27 protein-coding genes and 1 tRNA gene are annotated in these 21883 nt (G+C 68.1%); 20 read left to right on the forward strand and 8 right to left on the reverse strand.

The window, feature by feature from the left end; all coding sequences use genetic code 11:
• Window positions 1-150: 150 nt before the first annotated feature.
• Window positions 151-402: a CsbD family protein gene (locus ABZ803_RS15170; protein WP_062969707.1), complete on the forward strand. Its 252-nt coding sequence runs from the start codon at window positions 151-153 to the stop codon at window positions 400-402.
• Window positions 403-487: 85 nt separating this feature from the next.
• On the opposite strand, the gene ABZ803_RS15175 is transcribed toward ABZ803_RS15170, so the two are convergent.
• On the reverse strand, window positions 488-1678 hold the full coding sequence (locus ABZ803_RS15175) for a lipase family protein (protein ID WP_357037529.1): 1191 nt from the start codon (window positions 1676-1678) through the stop codon (window positions 488-490).
• A 197-nt stretch (window positions 1679-1875) separates the two neighbouring features.
• Between ABZ803_RS15175 and ABZ803_RS15180 the strand changes: the two genes are divergently transcribed.
• Window positions 1876-2874 carry a YdcF family protein gene (locus ABZ803_RS15180; RefSeq protein WP_357037532.1) on the forward strand — a complete coding sequence of 333 codons (999 nt, stop codon included), beginning with the start codon at window positions 1876-1878 and terminating at the stop codon, window positions 2872-2874.
• A 1-nt stretch (window position 2875) separates the two neighbouring features.
• On the opposite strand, the gene ABZ803_RS15185 is transcribed toward ABZ803_RS15180, so the two are convergent.
• On the reverse strand, window positions 2876-3619 hold the full coding sequence (locus tag ABZ803_RS15185) for a glucose 1-dehydrogenase (protein WP_040865675.1): 744 nt from the start codon (window positions 3617-3619) through the stop codon (window positions 2876-2878).
• Window positions 3620-3794: 175 nt separating this feature from the next.
• Here ABZ803_RS15185 and ABZ803_RS15190 point away from each other — a divergent pair, with 175 nt between their 5' ends.
• Complete coding sequence (locus ABZ803_RS15190; protein ID WP_357037536.1) at window positions 3795-4691, forward strand: alpha/beta hydrolase; 897 nt, start codon at window positions 3795-3797, stop codon at window positions 4689-4691.
• A gap of 48 nt (window positions 4692-4739) precedes the next feature.
• Here the strand turns inward: ABZ803_RS15190 and ABZ803_RS15195 are convergent, their stop codons facing one another.
• Complete coding sequence (locus ABZ803_RS15195; protein ID WP_357037539.1) at window positions 4740-6131, reverse strand: wax ester/triacylglycerol synthase family O-acyltransferase; 1392 nt, start codon at window positions 6129-6131, stop codon at window positions 4740-4742.
• A gap of 198 nt (window positions 6132-6329) precedes the next feature.
• On the opposite strand from ABZ803_RS15195, the gene ABZ803_RS15200 reads away from it, so the two are divergent.
• The 3 genes from ABZ803_RS15200 to ABZ803_RS15210 are packed head-to-tail and all read left to right on the forward strand — an operon-like array spanning window position 6330 to window position 10134.
• Window positions 6330-7232 carry a metal-dependent hydrolase gene (locus ABZ803_RS15200; RefSeq protein WP_357037543.1) on the forward strand — a complete coding sequence of 301 codons (903 nt, stop codon included), beginning with the start codon at window positions 6330-6332 and terminating at the stop codon, window positions 7230-7232.
• Window positions 7229-8326: a PDR/VanB family oxidoreductase gene (locus ABZ803_RS15205; RefSeq protein ID WP_357037546.1), complete on the forward strand. Its 1098-nt coding sequence runs from the start codon at window positions 7229-7231 to the stop codon at window positions 8324-8326. Before ABZ803_RS15200 ends, ABZ803_RS15205 begins: the two co-directional genes overlap by 4 nt.
• A gap of 29 nt (window positions 8327-8355) precedes the next feature.
• On the forward strand, window positions 8356-10134 hold the full coding sequence (locus ABZ803_RS15210) for an SDR family oxidoreductase (RefSeq protein WP_357037549.1): 1779 nt from the start codon (window positions 8356-8358) through the stop codon (window positions 10132-10134).
• Here ABZ803_RS15210 and ABZ803_RS15215 read toward each other — a convergent pair whose 3' ends face one another.
• Complete coding sequence (locus ABZ803_RS15215; RefSeq protein WP_357038119.1) at window positions 10135-10611, reverse strand: hypothetical protein; 477 nt, start codon at window positions 10609-10611, stop codon at window positions 10135-10137. It abuts the gene before it with no gap.
• 357 nt (window positions 10612-10968) lie between these two features.
• Entirely contained in the window at window positions 10969-11124 is a 156-nt protein-coding gene (locus ABZ803_RS15220) for a hypothetical protein (RefSeq protein ID WP_357037552.1), read from the reverse strand.
• 76 nt (window positions 11125-11200) lie between these two features.
• Here ABZ803_RS15220 and ABZ803_RS15225 point away from each other — a divergent pair, with 76 nt between their 5' ends.
• On the forward strand, window positions 11201-12196 hold the full coding sequence (locus tag ABZ803_RS15225) for a zinc-binding dehydrogenase (RefSeq protein ID WP_357037555.1): 996 nt from the start codon (window positions 11201-11203) through the stop codon (window positions 12194-12196).
• A 64-nt stretch (window positions 12197-12260) separates the two neighbouring features.
• Complete coding sequence (locus ABZ803_RS15230; RefSeq protein ID WP_357037558.1) at window positions 12261-12425, forward strand: hypothetical protein; 165 nt, start codon at window positions 12261-12263, stop codon at window positions 12423-12425.
• On the opposite strand, the gene ABZ803_RS15235 is transcribed toward ABZ803_RS15230, so the two are convergent.
• On the reverse strand, window positions 12410-12859 hold the full coding sequence (locus ABZ803_RS15235) for a nitroreductase/quinone reductase family protein (protein ID WP_357037561.1): 450 nt from the start codon (window positions 12857-12859) through the stop codon (window positions 12410-12412). The genes ABZ803_RS15230 and ABZ803_RS15235 overlap by 16 nt on opposite strands.
• 106 nt (window positions 12860-12965) lie before the next feature.
• On the opposite strand from ABZ803_RS15235, the gene ABZ803_RS15240 reads away from it, so the two are divergent.
• The 3 genes from ABZ803_RS15240 to ABZ803_RS15250 all read left to right on the forward strand — a co-directional run bounded on the left by ABZ803_RS15240 (window position 12966) and on the right by ABZ803_RS15250 (window position 14672).
• Window positions 12966-13039: transfer RNA gene (locus ABZ803_RS15240), tRNA-Ile, on the forward strand.
• A 97-nt stretch (window positions 13040-13136) separates the two neighbouring features.
• Window positions 13137-14069: a tyrosine-type recombinase/integrase gene (locus ABZ803_RS15245; RefSeq protein ID WP_357037564.1), complete on the forward strand. Its 933-nt coding sequence runs from the start codon at window positions 13137-13139 to the stop codon at window positions 14067-14069.
• 72 nt (window positions 14070-14141) lie between these two features.
• On the forward strand, window positions 14142-14672 hold the full coding sequence (locus tag ABZ803_RS15250; protein WP_357037567.1) for an HD domain-containing protein: 531 nt from the start codon (window positions 14142-14144) through the stop codon (window positions 14670-14672).
• A gap of 18 nt (window positions 14673-14690) precedes the next feature.
• On the opposite strand, the gene ABZ803_RS15255 is transcribed toward ABZ803_RS15250, so the two are convergent.
• Together ABZ803_RS15255 and ABZ803_RS15260 are read right to left on the reverse strand one after the other, a co-directional pair.
• The gene (locus ABZ803_RS15255) at window positions 14691-15161 is read right to left on the reverse strand and encodes an NUDIX domain-containing protein (RefSeq protein WP_357037570.1); all 471 of its coding nucleotides are present in this window, start codon (window positions 15159-15161) and stop codon (window positions 14691-14693) included.
• A 6-nt stretch (window positions 15162-15167) separates the two neighbouring features.
• Window positions 15168-15908, reverse strand: coding sequence for a helix-turn-helix transcriptional regulator (locus ABZ803_RS15260; protein WP_357037573.1), 741 nt, complete (start codon window positions 15906-15908; stop codon window positions 15168-15170).
• A gap of 149 nt (window positions 15909-16057) precedes the next feature.
• On the opposite strand from ABZ803_RS15260, the gene ABZ803_RS15265 reads away from it, so the two are divergent.
• The 9 genes from ABZ803_RS15265 (at window position 16058) to ABZ803_RS15305 (ending at window position 21870) form a co-directional block, all read left to right on the forward strand.
• Window positions 16058-16270, forward strand: coding sequence for a helix-turn-helix domain-containing protein (locus tag ABZ803_RS15265; protein ID WP_357037575.1), 213 nt, complete (start codon window positions 16058-16060; stop codon window positions 16268-16270).
• Window positions 16267-16539, forward strand: coding sequence for a hypothetical protein (locus tag ABZ803_RS15270; protein WP_228783076.1), 273 nt, complete (start codon window positions 16267-16269; stop codon window positions 16537-16539). Before ABZ803_RS15265 ends, ABZ803_RS15270 begins: the two co-directional genes overlap by 4 nt.
• Window positions 16540-16684: 145 nt before the next feature.
• Window positions 16685-17026 (forward strand): hypothetical protein, encoded by a 342-nt coding sequence (locus ABZ803_RS15275; RefSeq protein WP_357037579.1) that lies wholly within the window; start codon window positions 16685-16687, stop codon window positions 17024-17026.
• 20 nt (window positions 17027-17046) lie between these two features.
• Window positions 17047-17355 (forward strand): hypothetical protein, encoded by a 309-nt coding sequence (locus ABZ803_RS15280; RefSeq protein ID WP_357037582.1) that lies wholly within the window; start codon window positions 17047-17049, stop codon window positions 17353-17355.
• Window positions 17352-17762 (forward strand): RRQRL motif-containing zinc-binding protein, encoded by a 411-nt coding sequence (locus tag ABZ803_RS15285; RefSeq protein ID WP_357037585.1) that lies wholly within the window; start codon window positions 17352-17354, stop codon window positions 17760-17762. The genes ABZ803_RS15280 and ABZ803_RS15285 overlap by 4 nt, the downstream gene beginning before the upstream one ends.
• On the forward strand, window positions 17759-18820 hold the full coding sequence (locus ABZ803_RS15290; protein ID WP_357037588.1) for a hypothetical protein: 1062 nt from the start codon (window positions 17759-17761) through the stop codon (window positions 18818-18820). The genes ABZ803_RS15285 and ABZ803_RS15290 overlap by 4 nt, the downstream gene beginning before the upstream one ends.
• Window positions 18817-20820, forward strand: a complete 2004-nt coding sequence (locus tag ABZ803_RS15295) for a hypothetical protein (RefSeq protein ID WP_357037591.1) — start codon at window positions 18817-18819, stop codon at window positions 20818-20820. Before ABZ803_RS15290 ends, ABZ803_RS15295 begins: the two co-directional genes overlap by 4 nt.
• Window positions 20821-20857: 37 nt before the next feature.
• Window positions 20858-21481, forward strand: a complete 624-nt coding sequence (locus tag ABZ803_RS15300; RefSeq protein ID WP_357037595.1) for a hypothetical protein — start codon at window positions 20858-20860, stop codon at window positions 21479-21481.
• 23 nt (window positions 21482-21504) lie between these two features.
• Complete coding sequence (locus ABZ803_RS15305; RefSeq protein WP_357037598.1) at window positions 21505-21870, forward strand: hypothetical protein; 366 nt, start codon at window positions 21505-21507, stop codon at window positions 21868-21870.
• Window positions 21871-21883: the final 13 nt, after the last annotated feature.

Here is a 21883-nt window from a genome sequence, read left to right on the forward strand (position 1 = left end):
GGGAATTCGCCAAACGGCGCGGTCCTCTCCGTCGGATGACGGCGTCTGGCGGTTGTGGATGTGGCAGGTGGTGGGAGTCACAGGACGATTGATGAGGGCGGGGACGGGTATGCGGCGGATGTCAGCCGACTAATCAATGGGAGGTATGTGATGCCGGAGCATCAGAGCGGACCCCGGGAAGCTGTCGAGGGTGTCGTCGAGGACATCAAGGGGAAGGCGAAGGAAGCCGCTGGCGTCGTCACCGGTGACGAGAACCTGAAGAAAGAGGGTCGCGCCCAGCAGGACAAGGCCGAGTCCCAGCGGGACGCGGCGCAGAAGGAAGCCGAGGCCGAAAAGGCCCGTGCGGACGCGGATCTCGACGAGGCGCGGCAGAACGCGTACGAGAGCGGCAAGGACGTCTAGTTCCCTGCACGCGAGATCCGATGTGGCGGTGTGGCGGAGCGATCCGTTCCCGGTCGGCGGTGAATTGCCGCCGCCCGGGCCGCCCTCAGCAATTACTCGGTGCGGGCACGTCGTGCAGGCGCGCGTCCAGCCAATCGAGCGCGGCCGGGATTCCGAGTACGGCGGCGGACAAATGGTCCGGGCTGAGGAATTTCTCGTATTGCACGCGCACACCCGCCCGGCAATACCGCCCCAGCGTGGCATCGACCGACTCCACCGGGATCAGCGCGTCGTTCTCCGCGCGCCATTGGTAGAGCGGCACGGCCGGAATACCGTCGTAGAGTTCCAGACTGTTCTCCTCGAGCACCCCGCGAGCGCGCGGGTCGTCGGCCAGCGAATTCGAGGCCGCGACGTCCACGATGCCGCGCCCGGCACCTGCCAGGAGGATCTCGTTCGTGCAACTGTCGGCGATCCTGTTGCGGACCGCCAATCCGACCGAATTCAGTTGCTCGCTCACCGGCAGCCGGGCCGGGTATTCCCGCTCCAGTCCGAGGGCCGCCGCGAAGGCGAGGCCGAATGCCGCGTGCGGCGCGTAGCCCAGACCCTCGATCATCTTGACCAGATTCATCGGCACCCCGCCCGCCGCCACCCCGGTGAGCGGCAGTTCCGGCGCGTAGGTCGGCGCCAGCGCGGCCGCCCACGAACTCGCCATGCCGCCGCCGGAGTAGCCGAGCAGAGCGATCGGGCTGTCCACCAGTCCCAGTTCCGCGACCCGCCGGGCGGCGCGCAGACCGTCCAGGGTGATCATTCCGCCGAGTTTCGCGGCACCATAGGCGCTGGTCGGGCCCAGGTGATCGGGGAGGGCGACCGACCAGCCGCGCAGCAGCAGGGCGTTGAGCGCGGGTGCTTCGCGCACCGCCAGGTTGGGATCGCTGGTGTAGAGCACACGCGACACCGAGCACTGGGTGCCGAGTGCGTTGATGATGTGCTGGTAGGACAGCAGCGGCCGACCCGGGGTGGGATTCGGCGGAGTCAGCACGGTAGTGGTGGCCGCGATCGGGTCGCCCACGGAGTTGGTGGAGCGGAACTTGATCATCGTGACCGTCGAGCCCGGGAACACTGGCAGTGCGGGCATCTGCCGTACGGCGAGGACATCGCCGGGTGCGGCGCGATCCAGGTCGGCCGGGGTGGCGTAGAACGGATCCGGATCGGGTGCGGGATAGATCGGCTGCGCTGCGGCTTGCGGTGTGATCACGCAGAGCGCGGCCGCGGCGGTGGCGATGACCAATCGAAGCATGGTTTTCGACGACTCCCATTCATCACGACGTGCTGTTCCGTAACGCTGGTGTGCTGAAGTCGAATGCTCCCGGCCGCCGGTCGCTTTGACCGATGCCCGGACCTGCACACTGTAGGGGACGATCGGAAAAAGCCGAGGTAGCCGCGCCGCTTGTGGACCCGGGGGCGCGCCGTCCCCCGGTCGGCTACCGTGGCCCGGTGCTTCTGCTGGTCGGTGTGGTCCTGCTCGGTGTATTCGCGGTGCGATTCGGCAGGGACCGCAGGCGGCTGGGACACGGAGTGCTGCTGCTTCTCGGGGCGGGGTTCGTCGGCGCGTGGGCGGTGGGCCGGGTCGCCGAAGGTGATCTGCCGGTGGTGCTGGCACCGCTGCTGGTGCTCCTGTCGCCGCTGCTGGTCTTGGTGCTCGCCGGGTTGTCGATCGCCAACGGCGCGCAACTGGTGCGTCGAGAGGGGTGGCGTCTGCCGAATCTGCTGCCGCTCGGGCTCGGCTTCGGGCTGCTGGTGCCCTATGTGGTGCTGGCTCTCGCCTTGGTGACCGAAAATCGCTGGCTCATAGTGCTGCTGGCGTCGCTGACGATGGCGATCAGCTACGTCGGGTTCCTGTTCGCGGCGTTCCTGTTGTATTCGCTCTGCTACGGCCTGCTGTCCTACCGTCCCGAGATGGACGCGATCGTGGTGCACGGCGCCGGGTTGGTCGACGGCGAGGTGCCGCCGTTGCTGGCCGCGCGCTTGGATCGCGCGATCGAGGTCTACCGTGGCGAAGCCGAGGCGGGACGCGCCCCGCTGTTGATCGCCAGTGGCGGCAGGGGTTCCGATGAGGAGGTTTCCGAGGCGTCGGCGATGGCGGACTACCTGATCAGCCATGGGGTGCCCGAAGACAACGTGGTGCTGGAAGATCGCTCGGAAACCACCGAGGAGAATCTGCTGTTCACCAAGCGGCTGCTCGGCGAGCGCGGCGCCACCACGCGCATGGTCCTGGTGACGAGCAATTTCCACGTACTGCGCACGGCGATCCTGGCGCGCCGCCTCCGCCTCGATGCCGAGGTGACGGGCGCCGGGACCGCCTTCTACTACCTGCCGAGCGCTTTCCTGCGCGAATTCGCCGCGTTGCTGGTGGCCTACAAGTGGAGCAATGTGCTCATGGGCCTCGCGCTGGTGGCGCTGCCACCCCTCGTGCTGCTGGCCACCGGCCGATGACTCAGCCGAAGCTCTTGTGCGGAACGCCCACGGTCAGCCCGCCGTCGACGATGAACTCGGCGCCGGTGGAGTACGACGACTCGTCGCCGGCCAGGTAGGTCACCAGCGCGGAGACCTCGGCCGGGTCGGCCGCGCGACCGAGCGGGATCTGCAGGAAGTCCTCGGGGATGTTCTCCGTCATCGGAGTGCGGATCATGCCGGGATGCACGGAATTCACCCGGATCTTGTACTGCGCCAGCTCGAGCGCGGTGGACTTGGTGAGCCCCCGCACGGCGAACTTGGTGGCCGTGTACCCGTGCAGGCCAGGGCTGCCGCGCATGCCCTCGACGGAGGAGATGTTGATGATCGAGCCGCCGCCCGCCTCGATCATCGCGGGCGTGGCGGCCTGCATGCCGAGGAACGTACCGGTGAGGTTGATGTCGATGATCCGCTGCCATTCGGCCAGCTCGAACGCGACGAGCAGGTTGCCGTTCACGATGCCCGCGTTGTTCACCAGGACGCTCAGCGACCCGAACCGCTGCACCGCCTCGTCGACGGCCTTGCGCCAGTCGCCCGGCTCGCGCACGTCGAGGTGGACGTAGGCGGCATTGTCGCCGAGCTCCGCGGCGACCGCGGCGCCCTCGTCGTCGAGCACGTCGCCCAGCACCACGCGCGCGTCCTCGGCGACCAGGGCCCTGGCGTGCGCCGCGCCCATGCCGCGCGCTCCGCCGCTGATCAACGCCACTTTGCCGGTCAACCGCCCCATCCGGGGTACCTCCGTCTCTCGCACTGTCTGTAACACGTTACAGACACGCGCCTGGTGGCGGCGCGTCCCGCGACAGTAACCCAGGTGATCGCTCCGGGGTTGCGCGCGGATGTGACATGATCGTGTAGAACGCGTTCTAAAACTGGCCACGGTATGAGCGCTCGGGAGGTGCGTCATGACGAACCCCGGCCGAAGTGCGACACGGTTCGGTGGACGTTTCCGGGTGCCCGACATCGCCGAGGTGCCCGGTGGCCGCCTGGTCGAACTGCCGGGCCGGGGCCGGACCTACGTCGTCGACATCCCGGGCCCGGAGGGCGCGCCCGCGCTCGTGCTGCTGCACGCCACGGCCTGCACCGCGTACCTCACCTGGTTCCCGTCGCTGGCGGCGCTGGCCCAGCGGTACCGGGTGATCCTGTTCGACCAGCGCTGGCACGGGCGCGGCATCCGCTCGGAGCGGTTCACCCTGGAGGACTGCGCCGACGACGTGGTGGCCGTGCTCGACGCGTTGCGACTGGACCGGGCCATCTGCGCGGGGTTCTCGCTGGGCGGGATCGTCGGCCTGCTGGCGGCGCATCGCCATCCGAACCGGGTGAGCGGACTGGTGCTCTGCGCGACGCCCTACCGGTTCCGCGAGAAATGGCGCGAGCACGCTTTTCACCGAACATTCGAGGCCTTCGCCGCCGCGGTGGGGCCCTACTCCTACCGCCGGGCCGAGAAGCTCGCCGGGCGTCTGCCCGAGCTCCCGGTGGTCACCTGGACGCCGGGGCGATCGGATCGCTGGGCGCTGGGCGAGTTCCGCAGTACCAGCGGTTGGGCGCTCACCCAGGTGCTCGCCGCGGTCGGGCGCTTCGACGCGACCGCGTGGCTGCCGAACCTGACGATGCCGACCGCCGTGGTCGTCACGACCCGCGACCGGGCGGTTCCGGTCTACCGTCAGGTCGAGATGGCGACCATGATCCCGGGGGCGAGCACGCACCGTGTCGCGGCCGGGCACGCGTGCTGCGTGCTCGAGGCCGATCGTTTCGTCCCGGTGTTGCTCGAAGCCTGCGAGGCCGTCGTGGCGAAGATCTGACGGGTGCTCGGTGCTGTCCGGCGGCGATGGCGGACAGTCGACCGGCACTCAGCCCGATGTCCGCGCCGCGGAGAGCAATTCGGAGACCACGCCGGGAATGGCGTCGGTGAGCGCCCCGATGTCGGGCACCAGTTCCTTGCAGGCGATGAAACCGAAGTTCAGCTTGTCGTTGTTCGACAGCACGGTCACCGTCAGGCCCGCGCCGTGGAACACCGGCCCGAACGGGTACATCCCGTCCACCCGGAAGCCGAGGAAGTACAGCGGCATCGGGGGGCCGGGCACGTTGGACACCACCAGGTTGTGCACCACGGGGTGCACCTCAGCCAGCTTGAGCGACGAATACATCCGCGCCGCGAGCCGGAAGGTGTTCGGCGGAGCGTATTTCGACCAGTCCTGCAGGAAGTCGGCGCCTATCACCTCGTGCTCTTCCTTGGCCCCGCGGTTGGCCTCGGCCACCTCGCGCAAGCGTTCCACCGGGTCGGCGATGTCGGTGCCGAGCGTCGCGAACAGCGCGGAAACCTTGTTGACGCCCGCGGTGTGCCGGGTCGACTCGTGCACGGACACCGGAACGGAGGCGATGAGCGAGCGATCCGGCAATTCGTCGCGTCCGGCCAGATAGGTGCGCAGCGCACCGGCGACGACGGTCAGCACCACGTCGTTCACCTTGACGCCGAACGCGGAGCGGATCTCCTTGATGGCGTCGAGTTCGGCGTCGGTGAACGCGACGGCGCGATGCGGGGTGATGGCGAGATTGAAGGGCGTGCGGGGAGCGGAGAACGGTACCGCCATGCCCGCCTTGTTCTTGCGGCGGCGCTGGGCGAAACTCGCGACGATGCCGACGGTTTTCGGCAGCATGCCGACGATGCCCGCCCTGGCCGGGAACTTCACCACCGCTTCGGCGAGCAGTTGCCAGTCGTTCGGTTTCGGGTCGGGGCGCCACTGCTGGTCGGGGATCTCTTTGGCGGCGCCCGGCTCCGGATCGCACAGGTGCATCATCAGATTGGCGCCGGTGATGCCATCCACGGCGGCATGGTGGTATTTGCAGACCACCGCGACCTTTCCGTCGTCCAGGCCTTCCACCACCGACATCTCCCACAGCGGCCGATCGCGGTCCATGGGGCGGCTGGCGATGTCCCCGACGAGTTCGGCGAGTTCCCGGCGCCCGGCCGGGGGCGCGATCGCGATTCGGCGCACGTGATAGTCGAGGTCGAAATTCGCGTCCTCCACCCAGACGGGATGGTCGAGATTCAACGGCACCTCGTACACGCGACGGCGCATCTGCGGAATCAGCGGAATCCGCCGGGCCAGTTCGGCTTTGAAGCCCTCGAACGAGTAGTCACCCGACGACGGGTCGAGGATCAGCAGCGCGCACACGTGCAGATGCTGGGTCCCGGTTTCCAAGTAGAGAAAGCTGGCATCCAATCCGGTCAATCGTTCCATAGCAAAAGCCTACTAGAACATGTTCTAGTTTTGTGGCGATCGCGGCCGGTGTGACGACTGTCGCGAACTGATGCCACCGTACAGCGGCGGGTAGCCGCTTTGTGTGTTACCGAAGGTTCCATATATGTGTATGATGCTTGCTACGGATATGTAGGAAACGCGCGACGAGTGCGGGCGCGTGCGGATCGAGGAGTATCGATGAAGCTACTTCGCAGGGCAGGGCGGCGGCCCGAGATCGACCCGGGCGCGGTCGCGCTGCACGCGCGCAACGTGCGTTTCGACTGGTCGGACACTCCGCTGCGCTGGATGCCCACCGAACCCATCGCCTCGCACCTGATCAACTCGCTCAATCTGCTACTGCCCGAAGGCGAGCGCATGTTCTGCGCCGCGTACGCCGAAGCACTGCCGTACGTGCGGGACGAAAAGCTGCGCGAGGCGATGCTCGAGTTCATCGGCCAGGAATCGATGCACGCCGAGACGCACGACAAGGTGCTGCACGAGGTGCTCGCCGTGCACGGCATCGATCCGGAGCCCTATCTGCGGCAGGCCGAGTACCTGTTCCGCCGGACGCTCGGGCCGCGTGATGTGGACGGCGTGGCCGAACGGCAGGTGCTGGTCGAGCGGCTGGCTTTCATCGCCTGTCTGGAGCACTTCTTCGCCTACCTCGGTGACTGGGTGCTCAACGCGGATCTGGAGCGGTTCGGCGCCGACCCGCGCATGGCCGACCTGTTCCGCTGGCACGGCGCCGAAGAGGTCGAGCACCGGCATGTCGCGCACGACGTGGCCGTCTACTTCGGTGCCGGCTACCTGCGGCGCGCCGGGCTGATGCTGCTGGTGTTCCCGATCTTCCTGACCTTGGTGGTGCGCGGCACCAAGTTCCTGGTCCACCAGGACCGCGATCTGCCCGATCTCGGTTACCCCCGGTTGCTGGCGAGAGTCTTCGGCGCGATGTGGCGCGGCGCGCTGCCCGGAGTCCCCTCACTGCTGCGCAGCGCACTGAGCACCTTCGAGCCGGGCTACAACCCGGAGACGGTCGGCTCCACCGCGCAGGCGGTGACCTACCTGGCCAAATCCCCTGCGGCGCGGGCGATTGCCTCGTGACCGTCCCCGACCACCTGCCCGCTGATCTGTTCGGTAGGCGCGAGGTCGATCGCACCGTGCGGATGTTCGACGCGGTCGCCTCGGCGCGATTGCGCTGGACCACGCTGGTCAACCGGCGCGATCCCCGTCCGAAGGCGGACGACCAGCGGATGACGCTGGTCGTCACCGAACGCCGGATCGAGGCGCACGACCAAGACGTGGTCGGCCTGCGGCTGGCCGCCCCCGACGGACGCGCGCTGCCGCCTTGGCGCCCCGGCGCCCACCTCGACCTCGAACTGCCATCCGGCCGCCTGCGCCAGTACTCGCTGTGCGGCGATCCGGCCGACGTCCGCGCCTACCGGGTGGCGGTGCGCCGGATCCCGGAAGGCGGCGGTGGCTCGGTGGAGGTGCACGACTCCCTTCCGGTGGGCTCGCCGATCGTGGTGCGCGGTCCACGTAACGCGTTCCCCTTCGCCGTGCCCGGCCACGGATCTCCCGCGACGCGACTGCATTTCGTCGCGGGCGGCATCGGCATCACGCCGATCCTGCCCATGGCCAGGCTGGCGCACCGGCTCGGCATCGAGTGGTCGATGGTGTACACCGGGCGCAGCCGCGCGACACTGCCGTTCCTCGACGAGATCGAGGGCTTCGGCGACCGCGTCGTGGTGCGCACCGACGACGAGCACGGGCTTCCCGACGCGGGCGCCCTGGTGCCCGGCGTCGGTCCCGATACCGCGATCTACAGCTGCGGTCCGGCGCCGATGATCGCCGTGATCGCCGCCGCCGTGCGCGAAATGCCGTCCGTGGAACTGCATTCCGAGCGGTTCTCGCCGCCGCCGATCGTGAACGGCAAGCCGTTCGAAATCCGATTCGCCTCCACCGGTGAGGTCGTCGAGGTCGGCGCGACGCGCACCGCGCTCGACGCCATCCTCACGTCCCGGCCCGACCGTCCGTACTCGTGCAGGCAAGGTTTCTGCCGCACGTGCAAGGTCCGAGTGCTGGCCGGCGAACCCGACCACCGCGACAGCGTGCTCACCGCCGCCGAACGCGAGGCGGGCGCGATGCTCGTCTGCGTCTCGCGCGCCGATGGCGGACGCCTCGTGCTCGATCTGTGATCCGGCCTCCCGATCGGCCAAGGAGAATGATGACCACCACCGAAATCGCCGAACTCCCCGCGATCGAACGAACCGTGCGCAGCGGCGAGTTCGACCTCGCCGTCTACGAATACGGCGACCCGGCCGCCGAGACCGTCGTGCTGGTGCACGGCTGGCCGGACACCCATCACCTCTGGGACGCGGTCGTGCCGCGGCTGGCCCGGCGATTCCACGTCGTCGCCTACGACACCCGCGGGCACGGCCGTTCCACCCGCACCCGGCGCACCGCCGACTTCCGGCTCGATCGTCTGGCCGCGGACTTCTACGCGGTCGCCGACGCGGTGAGCCCCGACCGGCCCGTGCATGTACTCGCCCATGACTGGGGTTCGGTGCAGGTATGGGAAGCGGTGTGCGAGCCGCGCGCCGCCACTCGGGTCGCGTCGTTCACCTCGGTGTCGGGGCCGAACCTGGACCACATCGGCAAGTGGATCCGCAACCGGCTGGCCCGTCCGACCCCGCGCAACGTGTGGCAGCCGTTCACCCAGCTGCTGTCGTCGGCCTACACCTTCTTCTTCATGACTCCCGGGCTGCCGCGCGCCGCCTTCGGCCTGGCCGGGACCGAACGCGTGTGGCAGCGGGTGGTTTCGATCATGAACGAGACCGCGCCGTCGAACGTGCGGCTCGGCCCGACCTTCCGCGCCGACATCGTCGACGGCCTGTTGATCTATCGCGCGAACATCGTGCAGCGCATGCTCGCCCCGCGCGAGCGGCACACCGAGGTGCCGGTGCAGCTGATCGTCGCCGGACGCGACATCGCCGTGCGGCCCGCGGGATTCGACGACGAACACAAGTGGACCGGGCGGCTGTGGCGGCGGGACGTGCCCGCCGGGCACTGGATGCCGTTCTCGCATCCGGAACTATTGGCCACCGCGACCACCGAACTGATCGACACGCTCGGCGGCTCGGCGGCGCCCCGGACGCTGCGCCGCGCCGAGGTGGGGCGCACCGGGCGGCCGTTCGACGATCAGCTGGTGGTCATCACGGGCGCGGGCAGCGGTATCGGCCGGGCGACCGCGCTCGCCCTGGCCCGTCGCGGGGCCGAGATCGTGGTGTCCGACATCGATCTCGCCGCCGTGAAGGAGACCGCCGAGCTGATCGCCGCCGAACACGGTGTGGCGCATGCCTATCCGCTCGATGTCGCCGACGAAGACGAGATGCGGGCGCACGCCGAGACCGTGCTGGAGACCCATGGCGTGCCGGACATCCTGATCAACAACGCCGGAATCGGACAGGCCGGGGGATTCTTCGAGACGTCGGCGGCGGAATTCGACCGGGTGATGCGGATCAACCTCGGCGGCGTACTGAACGGCTGTCGCGCGTTCGGCCCGGCCATGGCCGAGCGCGGCCTCGGCGGGCACATCGTGAACCTCTCGAGCATGGCCGCCTACAGTCCGCAACAAGGGTTCAGCGCCTATTCCACCAGCAAGTCGGCGGTGTTCATGTTCTCCGACTGTCTACGGGCCGAAATGGCCGGGCGCGGGATCTCGGTGCACACCATCTGCCCCGGCATCGTGCACACCGACATCGTGCGGCGCACTCGGTTCTCCGGTGTCAGCGCGGAGGAGGAGCAGCGCAAGCAGGAGCGTTACGACAACCTCTATCGGATGCGGCGTTACGGCCCGGAGAAGGTGGCCGAGCGGATCGTGCGCGCCATCGAGGGCGATCGCAGCGTCGTGCCGGTGACGCCGGAGGCCCACCTGCAATACCACTTCGGGCGGCTCGCGCCCGCCGTCGTCCGATTCCTGGCGGCGCGGGTGAAGCTGACCTGATCAGGAGGCGAGGGCACGGGCGAGTTCGGCCTGCACGGCCACGACTCGCTCGGGCTCGACGCCCCACGGCTGCTCGACGCCGACCCGGCGGTCCAGATCCCACAGCACGCATTCCTCGCCAGGAGCCGCCACGAACGACCACGCCACCACCGTGCGGCCGAGCTGCTCCGCCATGCTGCCGTGCGAATCGACCGGCGGCCCGGCGCCTTCCGGGAAGTGGTGCAGGAAGCGACCGTAGGCGGTCGCGCAGAACTCCGCGTAGCGCTCGGTGCACAGGATGAACCCGTGCCATGCCTCGTCCACCGCGTGCGACGGCATGCCGATCACCTGGTCGTCCCGCATGGCGGCGCCGCAGCACAACAGCCACTGCCGCAATCCCTTGTCCACCAATTCCCTCGGCTGCCACGGGCAGGTTTTGTAGACGGCCTCGGGCAGTTCCAGCGCGTCGACGGCGGCGCGCACGGTCGCCAGGTCGATCTCGCGCGCCGGAGATCTACGGAACCTGAAGTTCACCACAGTTCACTGTACGTGCGCGCCGACGGGCCGCTACCGTTCTGACATGAGCGCACTCATCCTTCTGTTCATTCTTTTGATGGTGCTGCTCCTCGTGGCGGTTCCGATCATCATCGTGGTCGTCGTCATCCGCTCGCAGCGCAACCGGTTCCTGCCGCCGCCCCCATATGGTGGGTGGGGCGTCGGGAATCGAGGCGGGGGATATCACGAGGGGGGTTCCACGGATCCGTTCTGGGCGGCCGGCGGCGCCGGTTTGATCGGCGGGTTCGACCAGCCGAGCGGCTGCGGGGGCGGACATCATCATCACCACGATCATCACCATCACGGCAGTAGTTGCGGTGGGGGGAGCGGCAGTGGTTGCGGTGGGGGAAGCAGTTCCAGTTGCAGCGGAGGCAGCAGTTCCAGCTGTGGCGGGGGTAGTAGCTCCAGTTGCGGCGGGGGCAGTAGTTCCAGCTGCGGTGGCGGTTCCTGACACACGATTTGACCTCAACATGCCTTGAGGTTCCATGCTGATCTTCGTCGATGGACGGCAAGGAACGACGAAGGGTGTGTCATGAGGGCTGTACAAGCCAGTGAGTTCGGTGGGCCAGAGGTGCTCGCGGTGCGGGAGCTGCCGGAGCCTACGGCCGGGCCGGGTGAGGTGGTCGTCGACGTGGCCGCCGCGGATGTGATGTTCCTGGACACTCGGCTGCGTTCCGGCTGGGGCACCGACTTCTTCGCGATCGAGCTGCCCTATGTGCCCGGCGGCGCGATCGCCGGTGTGGTGGCGTCGGTCGGTCCGGGCGTCGATCCGTCCTGGGTCGGCAAGCGAGTGTCGACGCCCACCGCGGCCAGCGGCATCGGCGGAGGCCTGCCGATCGGCGGATACGCCGAGAAGGCACTGGCCAAGGCGGACACGCTGGTGACTTCGCCCGAGGGGCTGACCCCGGCGCAGGCCGTCGCGCTCACCCACGACGGCAGGACGGCGCTCGCCGTGTTCGATCGCGCCGCTGTCCAACCGGGGGAATGGGTGCTGATCACCGCCGCGGCCGGCGGACTGGGCGTCCTGTTGATCCAGCTCGCCCGCGCCGCGGGCGCGAACGTGGTCGCCGCCGCGCGTGGCGCCACGAAGCTGGAACTGGCCGCGCGGCTCGGGGCGACCGCGGTGGTCGACTACTCCGCGCCCGATTGGGCGGCCGAGGCGCGCGCGGCGACCGGGGGAGCGGGCGCGCACGTGGTGCTCGACGGCGCGGGCGGCGCGCTCGGCGAAGCCGCCCTCTCGGTCGTCGCGGACGGCGGGCGCTTCCTCGGATACGGCGCTGCCGCAGGTGAATTCGCCACACTGGACCGGGACGACGCTGCGGCGCGCGGTGTCACCGTCTACGGGCTGTTCGACATCACCGGTTCGGATGTCGATTGGCAGGCGCTGGCCAGGCGCGCCCAGGACGAGGTCGCCGCCGGGCGCTTGGAGGTCGTCATCGGCCAGACCTTCCCGCTCGACGAAGCCCATCGGGCGCATGCCGCCATCGAGTCCCGAGCGGCCGTGGGGCGCACTTTGTTAACAGTGTGAACAAAGCGGCGAACTGGACAATTGACGTAGTGCGAGGTCCCGGCGACGGCGCTAGGGTGCCGGGGTGGAGACTCTGCTCGTCGTCGGTATCGTCATCGTGGTCCTCGGCTTCGTCGTCGCTGTCGTGGCGTTCGCCAGCCGGCCACCCAAGGAAGCCGAGCCATGGGACGACCGGGACGACGCCGACGACTACGAGGACGACTGGGACGAGGACTATCGCGAGGACTGACCCCGCTCCGCCGGGGTCAGCACCACCACCGCGATGGGCCGCTTGGTCAGCTTCTGATAGGCGCTGTAGCGACCCTTGTTCACCCTGTCGACGAGCGCCCACCGCCGGGCGTACTCGGGATCATCCGGCAACGTCGCCCGGGCCCGTACCGTCAGTTTCCGCCGGCCGACTTGGATCTCGCACTCCGGCCGCGCCTTCAGATTCGCCAGCCACCCCGGCGGCCGCGGCGACCCGCCGTTGGACGCCGTCACCAGATAGTCCCCGCCGTCGCGCGCATACGTCAGCGCCGAAGTCCGCTCCGCACCGGACTTACGCCCCACCGTCCGCAGCAGCAGCGTCGGATTCCCCAGCAGCAGCCGATGCCCCACCAGCCCACCACTGTTCTCGTACACCCACTGATGCGCCTTCAGCACCTTCGTGAACAGACCGGCCATACCTGACCCTCCAGTAAGTTTCCGAAGCCTCCACCCTAAGCCAGGCGACTGGTTTCCACCCCTCAGGACCCGGTAGCATCCACAACGCTCGCGGTTCCCGCGGCACGGGGCGGTAGCTCAGTCGGTTAGAGCCGTGGACTCATAATCCATTGGTCGCGGGTTCGAGCCCCGCCCGCCCCACAAAGGCCCTCTGAACTGCGGAAATGTTGAACTCGACAGCCGAGTTGATCCAGAACAGTGCTCCGACAGCAATGTATTTTGCCGGTAGAATCCGGACATGGGGCTGGATCTGGACGACATCCGAGAACTTGCGGAGGACTTCGCGACGGAGCTGCGTCGCAAGAACCGGAGCAAGCAGACCATCGACGGCTACCTCACCCGGATCAGGTACTTCGCTGCCTACCTCGAGGAGCGCGAGCTGCCGACTACGGCGCCGGACATCACTCGTGCCCATATCGGCGGCTACATCGAGGATCTGCTCACGCGGCCCAACCGGCGCAGCGGTGAGCCGCTGTCGCCGGAGTACGCACGCGGCCAGTACCGATCGCTGCAACAGTTCTTCAAGTACCTCGCGGCCGAGGAGATCATCGATGCGAATCCGTTCGACAAGATGAGCCCGCCCGCGGTACCGGATCGGCAGGTGCCCGTGCCGAGCATGGACGCGGTGAAAGCGCTTCTCGCAGAGTGCGATGGGGTCGATTTCGCCGACCGACGCGACAACGCCATCATCCGGTTGTTCGCCGACACGGGGATGCGCTGCGGCGAACTTGCACCGCTTGAGGTGGACTCGCTCGACTTCAACGAGAACACAGTACTGGTGATCGGCAAGGGCGGCCGCCCGCGGACATGTCCGTTCGGTGACAAGACCCGAACGGCGCTGCGGAGATACCTTCGGGTCCGTGCGAAGCATTCAGGCGCGAAGAACGACAATCCAGCTCTGTGGCTCGGTTACTCCGGAGTGATGACCGACTCCGGTATCCGCCAGATGCTCCAGCGTCGATGCGACGCGGCCGGCATCGAACGTCTGCATCCTCATCAGCTCCGCCACTTCTTCGCGCATACCTGGCTCGACAGCGGCGGCCAGGAGCAGGACCTGATGATGCTCGCCGGATGGCGGTCGCGTCAGATGCTTGCACGATACGGCGCTGCGGTGGCCGACAGCCGTGCGAAGTCGGCGCATCGGCGGGCACGGCTGGGAGACAAGCTGTAGGAGCGGGGGCCAGCCCCGGTGCAGCTCCCGGGGCAACAGCAGGTCATGCAGCAAGACGTTACGGTTGCCTGTATGACCGATGACCTCGTCGCGTGGGCTGCGCAGCTGGCGCGGGACAATCTTGTCGGCATGTCTCGGCGGTGGCAGCACGTCCAAGGCGTCGCTCGGCATGCTCGGCAGGCCGTCGACGTGGTTGACGATTCCGATCTATTGCTGGCCGCGGCGTGGCTGCACGACATCGGCTATGCACCATCGATCCGCAGAACTGGATTCCACCCGGTGGATGGTGCCGACTTTCTGCGGCGTGAAGGTGTGTCGGAGCGTCTGTGCGCTCTGGTCGCCAACCATTCGTGTGCCCGTATAGAGGCGCGAAACCGTCATCTCGCGATCGACTGGCCGGATGAGCAGACAGCACTGCGCGATGCGCTGTGGTGGGCGGATATAACTACGACCCCAACCGGTGAGACGACAGATGTGCTCAGTCGCATTGCCGAGGTCCGCGAGCGGTACGGCCCGGACCATGTCGTAGCCAGGTCATTGGCTGAGGCAGCACCTGAGCTGATCGAAGCAGCCGACCGCACCGAGAAGTTACTCCGTGAATAGTGAGACTCTGTTCGTCTGTCACGTGTAATACGGTCCTGATGAGGGATTCAGACCCTGATCTATACGAAGGGCAATCGAGGGATGTACATCCAGAGATGAAACATCGCTCGGTGCAACCCATCTGACTTCCTTCGACTCCGAACTGGTTCGGAGTTGACCTCCGACTGGGTCGGCGCGAAAGCAGATCGAGAACTCTTGGCGCACTTCACCATCGTCGTATGCGATGACGTGCTCCGGATTCGAGAATATTCCGATGAGGCCGGTCACCTGGACGTCGATCCCGGTTTCTTCTTTGACCTCTCGTACGAGCGCCTCTGTGACCGTTTCGCCCGCCTCCAGCCCGCCTCCGGGGATCGAATAGCGATCGTTGTCGGTGCGGTGGATCATCAAGATTTTGCCCTCCGAGTCGCGCACAAGGGCACTAACGGCGACCTTGATGCTGTTCGGCGTGGGCGCGTCGGGGTCGTGGAAATAGTCGGTCCGGGCCATAAACGATCACCTTTCGGGGCTCGCGTTCGACCATACGTGCTCGAAGCTGGTCATATACGTCTCGAACATGTCGCCAGCGGGCAGCTGGCGAAGATGAAGCGCGGGTGCGTGTGCGCCCGGCAGTCCGTAGACGTGCATGTTGACGATCATCTCGTTGTCGAATCGGAACACTGAGTTGTAGAGCGTCGTGTCGTGGTATCGAAGTTCGACACCGTCGATCTCGGCCAGCGGCTCGATCAGTGCGAGTGCGTTGTTGATACGTGAGGGCACGGTGCCTGCCACCAGACGTTCCTCGGCGCTCCGCTTGTCGGCTTCCGCCGCGGTCGGGCGACCGAACAACAGTCGAACTTTCAGCCCCTCGCGTGTCTTCTTGCGCAAGGTGCGTGTGAACTCGGGCTCCTCGGCAAGGAACAAGCCCGCGAGCACGAGGACGTCGAGTTGTTCGCTCGCGCTCGACAGCAGCCGCTTCCACAGGTCACTTGGAATTGCACTGCGGTGTGGGTAGACCGTCAGGACTTCTGATTGTGCAACCTCGACCTTCCGTTCTGGCGCGAGAGCATCCGGCCACAAGTAGTTCTCGGTTTCTCCAACCAGCGCGGCGACCGCATGCCGGTGCTTCGGGTAGGGCACGCGGCCCTTCGTGATCCACCGTTCGACGGTCTTCGGCTCCACACCGGCCTTGTCCGCGACGTCCGGGATGTCGAGGCCAGCCTGCTGCATCGCATTGCGAAGGCGTTCGTTCGCCATTTCGCCTCCAATTTCAGGGACGTCTAGGGACTTCTACAACGGTACCTGAGACGTCCAGGCATGTCCACCTATGCGGTCATTACGCCTGCCTTTTCAGCGAAAAGTGAGGAACTGCAAGGAATTTCCCACTTTCGAAGGAGCGGGCATTGATGGACAGGACGTCTACTGAGGCGCGGAATCTGATCAGCCTCAAGACCGCGGCGGCGCTCGTCGACGTCGACACCAAAACGATCCGGAACTGGATTGCGGCCGGTGATCTCAACGGGTTCCGGGTGAACGGCCGCCTCTTGCGGGTAGAACGCGACGAGGTGCTGGCGCTCATTCGACCCGCCGCGACAGTCGTACACGGCGGTGTGGCATGAGCACCCCCGTCGAGCGGACGTTGCAGGCGCGTATCGCCGCACACGAGTCCTGGGCGAAAACTTCCGATCGCGCGGCGCGCACCGCGAAGGCGCGGGCGGCGATGGCAAGCAAGTTCGACCGCATTGTCGACCCCGATGGGCTGTTGAGCCCGGAGGAGCGCGCGTACCGCGCTGACCAGGCTCGGAAGGCTCATTACACGCGGCTCGCGTTGAAGTCTGCGCAGGTCCGCCGCCGTCGCGGTCGGAGCCGCAAGGGCGGTGAGTGCTGATGCGGGCGCGGACGTTCGGTCTGGCGGTCGCCGCAGTCGCGGTCGGCTACCTCGTGTTGACGGCGCCGGAGATTGTCGGTTTCACGGTGATGCTGCTGGGTGCGCTCGCGTTTTGGCGGACGTCGCGGCGGTGGAGGGTCCGGCGATGAGCGCGCCGTGGCGGCAGGACCCGCCTGTTCAGGGGTACACGGTCACCCACTTCGACCGCCGTGGCGGACACAACCCGCTGCATTCGATGGCCGGTCCGGAGTTCACCGGCACGAGCGCGGTGTTCGCCCCGCTGGGGTTGTTGCCGCCGCTGGTGCAGGTGGCCGCAGTCGGTGTGCTGCTGCTCATCGGGATGGGCGGCTGCACCGCGGCGTGGATCGATCATCAGGACTACGTGCCGTCGCCGAACATCTGCCGCCCGCTCGACGCGGGGGTTCCGCCGGAACCAGCGGGGTCGTGTGTGCCGCGCTCGCAGCTGCCCGAGGGCGTGGCGCGATGAGCGCGCCGGACCGTCGCCGCGTGCGTGCCGAGTTGGAGGCGGAGAAAGCTCGCTTGGACCTCGTTCACGACGTGCTGGCCGACATGGTGTTCACCGCTGGCGACGTGTCGGAGACGAAGGGATACCGCGACAACGACTTCGAGATGTCGAGGACGCAGCACGTCGGTGAGCATCAGGCGCAGGTTCACGCCGAGCGAACTGCGGTGTGGGACCGGTTGCTCGACTACCGCCACGATCCGGCGACGGCGGCGAAGATCCGCGCCCAGCTCGCAGCTGATCGGGACCGTCTGCGGCGGGAGCGTTCCCGCGGGATCGAGCGTTCGCGATGAGCCGTTTTCACGATCCGGATGGCAAGCGTTTCGGTATTCCAACGTGGCCGTGGGGTTTGGCGCCGCAGCATCTGCGGACCCGCCGCCAGCTCGCCCGTGAGGGCAAGAGCCCCGGCGGTGAGTACGAGGCGCAGGTGCTGCGTGCTCGGGGTGGTTCGCGGGGTCCGCTGAAGGCGCACCTGTACGACGCGGAATCGGCGGTGCCGAAACGAGTTTCGAGTGAGGCGCAGCTGGAGGCATTGCAGCTTGCGCGGTGGACGCGCTCGGCAATGGCCGCGGAGCGGCGAGGCGTGGACGCGATGGAGATGCGCGAGTTCATCGCGCAGGCCCGCGCCGATATCGCCGAGCGCCGCCGCGCGGCCGGTCACAGCCGCAGCTCGCGGCAGGGAAGGGAGCAAACCCGATGAACCACAACAAGGAGAGTCACGGCGCGGATCTCGACGAGTCCATCACCGCGTTGCGCGCCTCGGGAATGGGCTACCAGAAGATCGCCCGCACCCTGGGCATCCGTGCCCGTCGGGTGGAGGTGACGCTCGGGGAGGTCACGCGATTGCACGGTCGCGGCCTCAGCCAGGCCGAGATCGGGCGTCGAGTTGGGCTGCCTCGCACCACCGTTCAGGCTCTCATCCCTGACCGGCCGCAGCGGTCGACAGCACGGAAGACATCGGTGTTGGCGGCGTTGTCGGAGATGAACGGGATGCAGCGGGACACGTTGGGCTGGTTCCTGGGGATGGAGCGCAACCACGTGTACGCGCTGGTCGCCGACCTCGTCCGCGACGGCGACGTGTACGAGCCGGAAGAGGTTCAGGCGGGTGAGAAGTGGGTGGTGCCCACCCGCGTGACCGCGGCCCGCTTCTTGGGTTGGCGGCCCAGTGATTGGCGTCCGCGGTTGGCGTTGGCCGAGCACTACCGGGCGGTGGCACAGGCCCGGGTAATGCTGGTCGGTTCCGATCCGCAGCTGTGGGTGTCGGAGCGGGTGCTGCGCCACCGTGTGCAGTCCGCCGAGGGCGGACCGCGGTCGAAGACCCCGGTGCCGGTGTCGACCGGTCGCGAGCCGCAACTGGGACGCACCCACATCCACGACGGCCGGTTTCTCGGCGCTCGGGAGGGTGTCCACGGTTGGTGGGCGCTGGAGGTCGAGCTGTCCAAGAAGCAGCCGGAACACATGGACATCGCGTTGCGGGGGGCGATCCGCGCCGCCCGTGACAGCGACGTCGAACCGATGGTCGGCGTGCTCTACCTGTGCCGGTCCCGAGCGGTCCGCGACAACGTCAACGCCGCCTCCGATCGGCTGCCAGACCACGAGTTCGGACGACTGGAACTGCACCTGGTGGTCAGCGATTTCGACGCGGAATGGGCCGCGTGGCTCGAGAAGTACGCGCAGTTGCGCGAGGCCAACAAGGCGGCGAGCCCGAATCGTCGGCGCCGCAACCTCATTCATCTCTCCCAACAGGAAGCATCATGAGCAATCCGAACTGCCAGCCGATTCTCACTCCCCACGATTGCGGCCCCCTGGGAGCCTCGCAGGTACCCGCATCGCCGGAGCAGACCGCTCCGCCGGTGGAGCCGGGCGCCGGTAGCGGCCCGATGGTGCCGCAGGCGCCGCCGATCCGCCATGTCGAAGGCTGGGATCTGCCGACGCTGGACTTGTCTGCGGTCGGTGACGCGGCCTCGACAGCGACGGTGTGCGGTGTCGTGATCGTGGCGATGCTGGTCATGATCGTGGCCGTTGCGGCGCGCTGGCCGTTGGCGCCGCACCGGTTGCGCAACTTCGCGATCGGGTCGCTGCTGCTGCCCGCGGCCTCGGCGATGGCCGGCGGATCGTGGATCACGCCTGCCTCCCTGTTGTGGTCGGGTGCGGCGCGGGTCGCCGAGGGCGACCTGGGCGGGCTGCGCACGATGGTTGTGCTCGGCGCCCCGGTGGCCGCGCTGGCGGCGACGTACTGGTGGGCGTCGTTCGTGCACAAGACCAACACCGTCGGGTTGAAGAACCTGGGCCGCACCGAGCGGGTGCAGGCGGCGCTGGCCGCACGGCAGTTCGCCGGGGCCGCTCGGGCGGCACGGTCGGTCGGTGCCCCGTTCACCACAACGGACGGGATCGTGCTGGGGCCGCTGGCGGACCGGCGCTCGGCGAACCCTCTCGGTTTGTGGTCGGAGCTGACCGCGCGGCATCAGGCGTGGATGGTGGTGCCGCACAAGGAAGCGCGCCGCCAGATGGCCGCGTTCGGCACGACCGGTTCGGGCAAGACGGAGCTGATCAAGCGGTACGCGGTCGGGATGCTCGAATACGAGTGGAACGCCTGGCAGCGGTGGAAGGACGTGCCGGGCATGCGGGGCAAGCACCCGCGCCCGCTGCTGGTGGTCGTGTCCTGCAAGGGCGGCAACGACGACAAGGTCTTGGGCCACGAGTTGCGCGAGATCGCCCAGCGCCGCGGGATCGCCGCCGACCGCATCGCCGAGGTTCCCCACGGCGCCCGCCTGAACGTGTGGGCGATGCGCGCCCGCGACCAGCGCGCCGTGCTCGGCGACATGCTCAACGCCGGACAGGCGTCGACGTCGGAAGGCCAGCACTTCGACGAGCTGCGCCGCCGCATCGTCTCCCTCGTGGTCGATGCCCCGGCCGGGCCGCCCCGGTCGAGCCGGGAGTTCCTGGAGCGTCTGAATCCCGAGACGCTGCTCGATCTGTGGGGCAACGCCCCGGACGTGAAGCGGATGGTCGAAGCCCTCCAGTCGGAGAAGGTCGACCAGCTCGCCGACATGCTGATCAAGGCATCCAACCTGTTCGACAGCCTCCAGGGTGAGGACGGGCGGATGGTGTTCGACGGCGGCGTCGACCTCGACGACCTCGACGTGCTGTATGTGACCGTGCCCGGCCTGGACAAGGACGCCGCCCGCGCCCAGGTCGCCGCCATCCTGCGGATGCTGATGCAGCGCGCGGCACGCACCGCCAAGGACCAGCGTCGCAGCGTCACCCTGATCATCGACGAGCTGAGCGCGCTCACCACCGGCCAGGGCTCGATCGGACTGGAAGAGGTGTGCGAACGGGGCCGCTCCCAAGGCGTGAGCGTGCTGTTCGCCGCCCAGAGCCCTGAGGGTGTCGCCGGGGATCAGTGGGCGCTCGACCGGATCTTGAAGTCGTGTGCGGGTGGGGTGCTGCTCGGCTACGTCGAGAACGCCGGAGAGCTGTGCAAGCACTTCGGGTCGGTCCGGCACATGCTGCCGTCGCGGCACCTGATCAAGGGCCAGCGCACCGGCGACGAAGGTCAGGTGTCGGTCGGTGAGAAGTGGCTGGTCGACCCCGACCGCGTCCGCCAGTTCGACACCGGCCAGTTCGTCTACGCCAAGGCCGGACGCGCCCAGTTCGGGCACGTCGTGCCCGTCGACCCCGCCACCGTGCGCCCCTTGCCCGGCACCACCAGCGCCGATCCCGAGGCCGAGCCCGTCACCGCCGACGCGCCCGCCTGACCCCCTATTTCTCCGAAACCCATTGAAAGGCAACCCAATGCGCATCATCCGACCCCACGACGACAACGACGACAACGAGGGCCAGCGGCGGCCCGACCCCGCCGCGACACCGACCGATCCTGCGATCGCGGGCGAGCTGTTCGCCGACGAAGTCGAGGACTGGCTGGCGGGTATCGCCGACCTCGACACCGCCCCGACCCCGACACCCGCACAGACCGAACGGCCCGCCGCCGACACCAGGCCGGTGCGCCGGGCGGCGCTGATCGTCGTTCCCGACCTCGATGACGGACCCGACGCACAGGCCACCGCCACGTCGGCGCCGGTCCCGGCACGGTCGCGGGCGCAGACCGCGCGGCGCACCGCCGCAGCTTCCGCTGCTGTGGTCGGCGCAGCCGTGACCGCCGGATGGGGCGAGGGGCCGCTGGTGGTCGGTCCGCTGGCCGTCTACGGCAGCGCGTGGGTGGCCTACCTGTGGTGGAACGCCGCCCACCGCCCGCCTCTGCCGCAGGCCATCGGCACCGTCACCGCCGGAATCAGCCACGCCGTCGCCGCCGTCGCCACCGCCATCGTCGGGCTGCTGCGAGCCCTGGTCGAGCGCATCGACCGCGCCCGCACCCAGCACGAGAACAACCGCACCACCACGACCACCCCCGCCCAGTAACCAACCACAAGGAAGGAAAACCGTTGAGCACCAACCCACTCCCCGAAGACCCGATCCGCACCGCGCCGGTCGATCTGTACGAGCGCCTGCACAACGTCGACGACCGGCTGTTCCAGCTGCGCCGCGAAGTCAGCGAGATCCGGCGCGAGTACGCCGCCCTGCGCCGCCACCCCGACGCCTTGGCGGTCGACAACCTCGGCGACCCGATCGACCCCGCCGACGCCGCGCTCGGCGCGGAAACCGCGCTGGCGATGGCGGACGAGAAGTTGGACGCCGCCGACATCTGGCTGACCCGCGCCCGCGGCCGGTACGCGACCCGCCTCAAGCTCACCGACGCCGCCGCCGACGAACTCGACCGCCGAGGCAACCGCGTCGAGCGCACCCGATGAGCACCGAAACCAA

It is taken from the genome of Nocardia sp. NPDC047648 (genome assembly GCF_040642815.1).
Lineage (GTDB): Bacteria > Actinomycetota > Actinomycetes > Mycobacteriales > Mycobacteriaceae > Nocardia > Nocardia gamkensis.

Bases quoted from the DNA above. Each gene is read 5' to 3' on its own strand.
- ABZ803_RS15300 (WP_357037595.1), top strand. From the start codon at position 20,858: ATGCGCATCATCCGACCCCACGACGACAACGACGACAACGAGGGCCAG.
- ABZ803_RS15175 (WP_357037529.1), bottom strand. From the start codon at position 1,678: ATGCTTCGATTGGTCATCGCCACCGCCGCGGCCGCGCTCTGCGTGATC.
- ABZ803_RS15190 (WP_357037536.1), top strand. From the start codon at position 3,795: ATGACGAACCCCGGCCGAAGTGCGACACGGTTCGGTGGACGTTTCCGG.
- ABZ803_RS15195 (WP_357037539.1), bottom strand. From the start codon at position 6,131: ATGGAACGATTGACCGGATTGGATGCCAGCTTTCTCTACTTGGAAACC.
- ABZ803_RS15275 (WP_357037579.1), top strand. From the start codon at position 16,685: ATGAGCGCGCCGTGGCGGCAGGACCCGCCTGTTCAGGGGTACACGGTC.
- ABZ803_RS15295 (WP_357037591.1), top strand. From the start codon at position 18,817: ATGAGCAATCCGAACTGCCAGCCGATTCTCACTCCCCACGATTGCGGC.
- ABZ803_RS15255 (WP_357037570.1), bottom strand. From the start codon at position 15,161: ATGGCCCGGACCGACTATTTCCACGACCCCGACGCGCCCACGCCGAAC.
- ABZ803_RS15250 (WP_357037567.1), top strand. From the start codon at position 14,142: ATGACCGATGACCTCGTCGCGTGGGCTGCGCAGCTGGCGCGGGACAAT.
- ABZ803_RS15225 (WP_357037555.1), top strand. From the start codon at position 11,201: ATGAGGGCTGTACAAGCCAGTGAGTTCGGTGGGCCAGAGGTGCTCGCG.
- ABZ803_RS15185 (WP_040865675.1), bottom strand. From the start codon at position 3,619: ATGGGGCGGTTGACCGGCAAAGTGGCGTTGATCAGCGGCGGAGCGCGC.
- ABZ803_RS15270 (WP_228783076.1), top strand. From the start codon at position 16,267: ATGAGCACCCCCGTCGAGCGGACGTTGCAGGCGCGTATCGCCGCACAC.
- ABZ803_RS15285 (WP_357037585.1), top strand. From the start codon at position 17,352: ATGAGCCGTTTTCACGATCCGGATGGCAAGCGTTTCGGTATTCCAACG.
- ABZ803_RS15200 (WP_357037543.1), top strand. From the start codon at position 6,330: ATGAAGCTACTTCGCAGGGCAGGGCGGCGGCCCGAGATCGACCCGGGC.
- ABZ803_RS15265 (WP_357037575.1), top strand. From the start codon at position 16,058: ATGGACAGGACGTCTACTGAGGCGCGGAATCTGATCAGCCTCAAGACC.
- ABZ803_RS15245 (WP_357037564.1), top strand. From the start codon at position 13,137: ATGGGGCTGGATCTGGACGACATCCGAGAACTTGCGGAGGACTTCGCG.
- ABZ803_RS15170 (WP_062969707.1), top strand. From the start codon at position 151: ATGCCGGAGCATCAGAGCGGACCCCGGGAAGCTGTCGAGGGTGTCGTC.
- ABZ803_RS15235 (WP_357037561.1), bottom strand. From the start codon at position 12,859: ATGGCCGGTCTGTTCACGAAGGTGCTGAAGGCGCATCAGTGGGTGTAC.
- ABZ803_RS15290 (WP_357037588.1), top strand. From the start codon at position 17,759: ATGAACCACAACAAGGAGAGTCACGGCGCGGATCTCGACGAGTCCATC.
- ABZ803_RS15210 (WP_357037549.1), top strand. From the start codon at position 8,356: ATGACCACCACCGAAATCGCCGAACTCCCCGCGATCGAACGAACCGTG.
- ABZ803_RS15260 (WP_357037573.1), bottom strand. From the start codon at position 15,908: ATGGCGAACGAACGCCTTCGCAATGCGATGCAGCAGGCTGGCCTCGAC.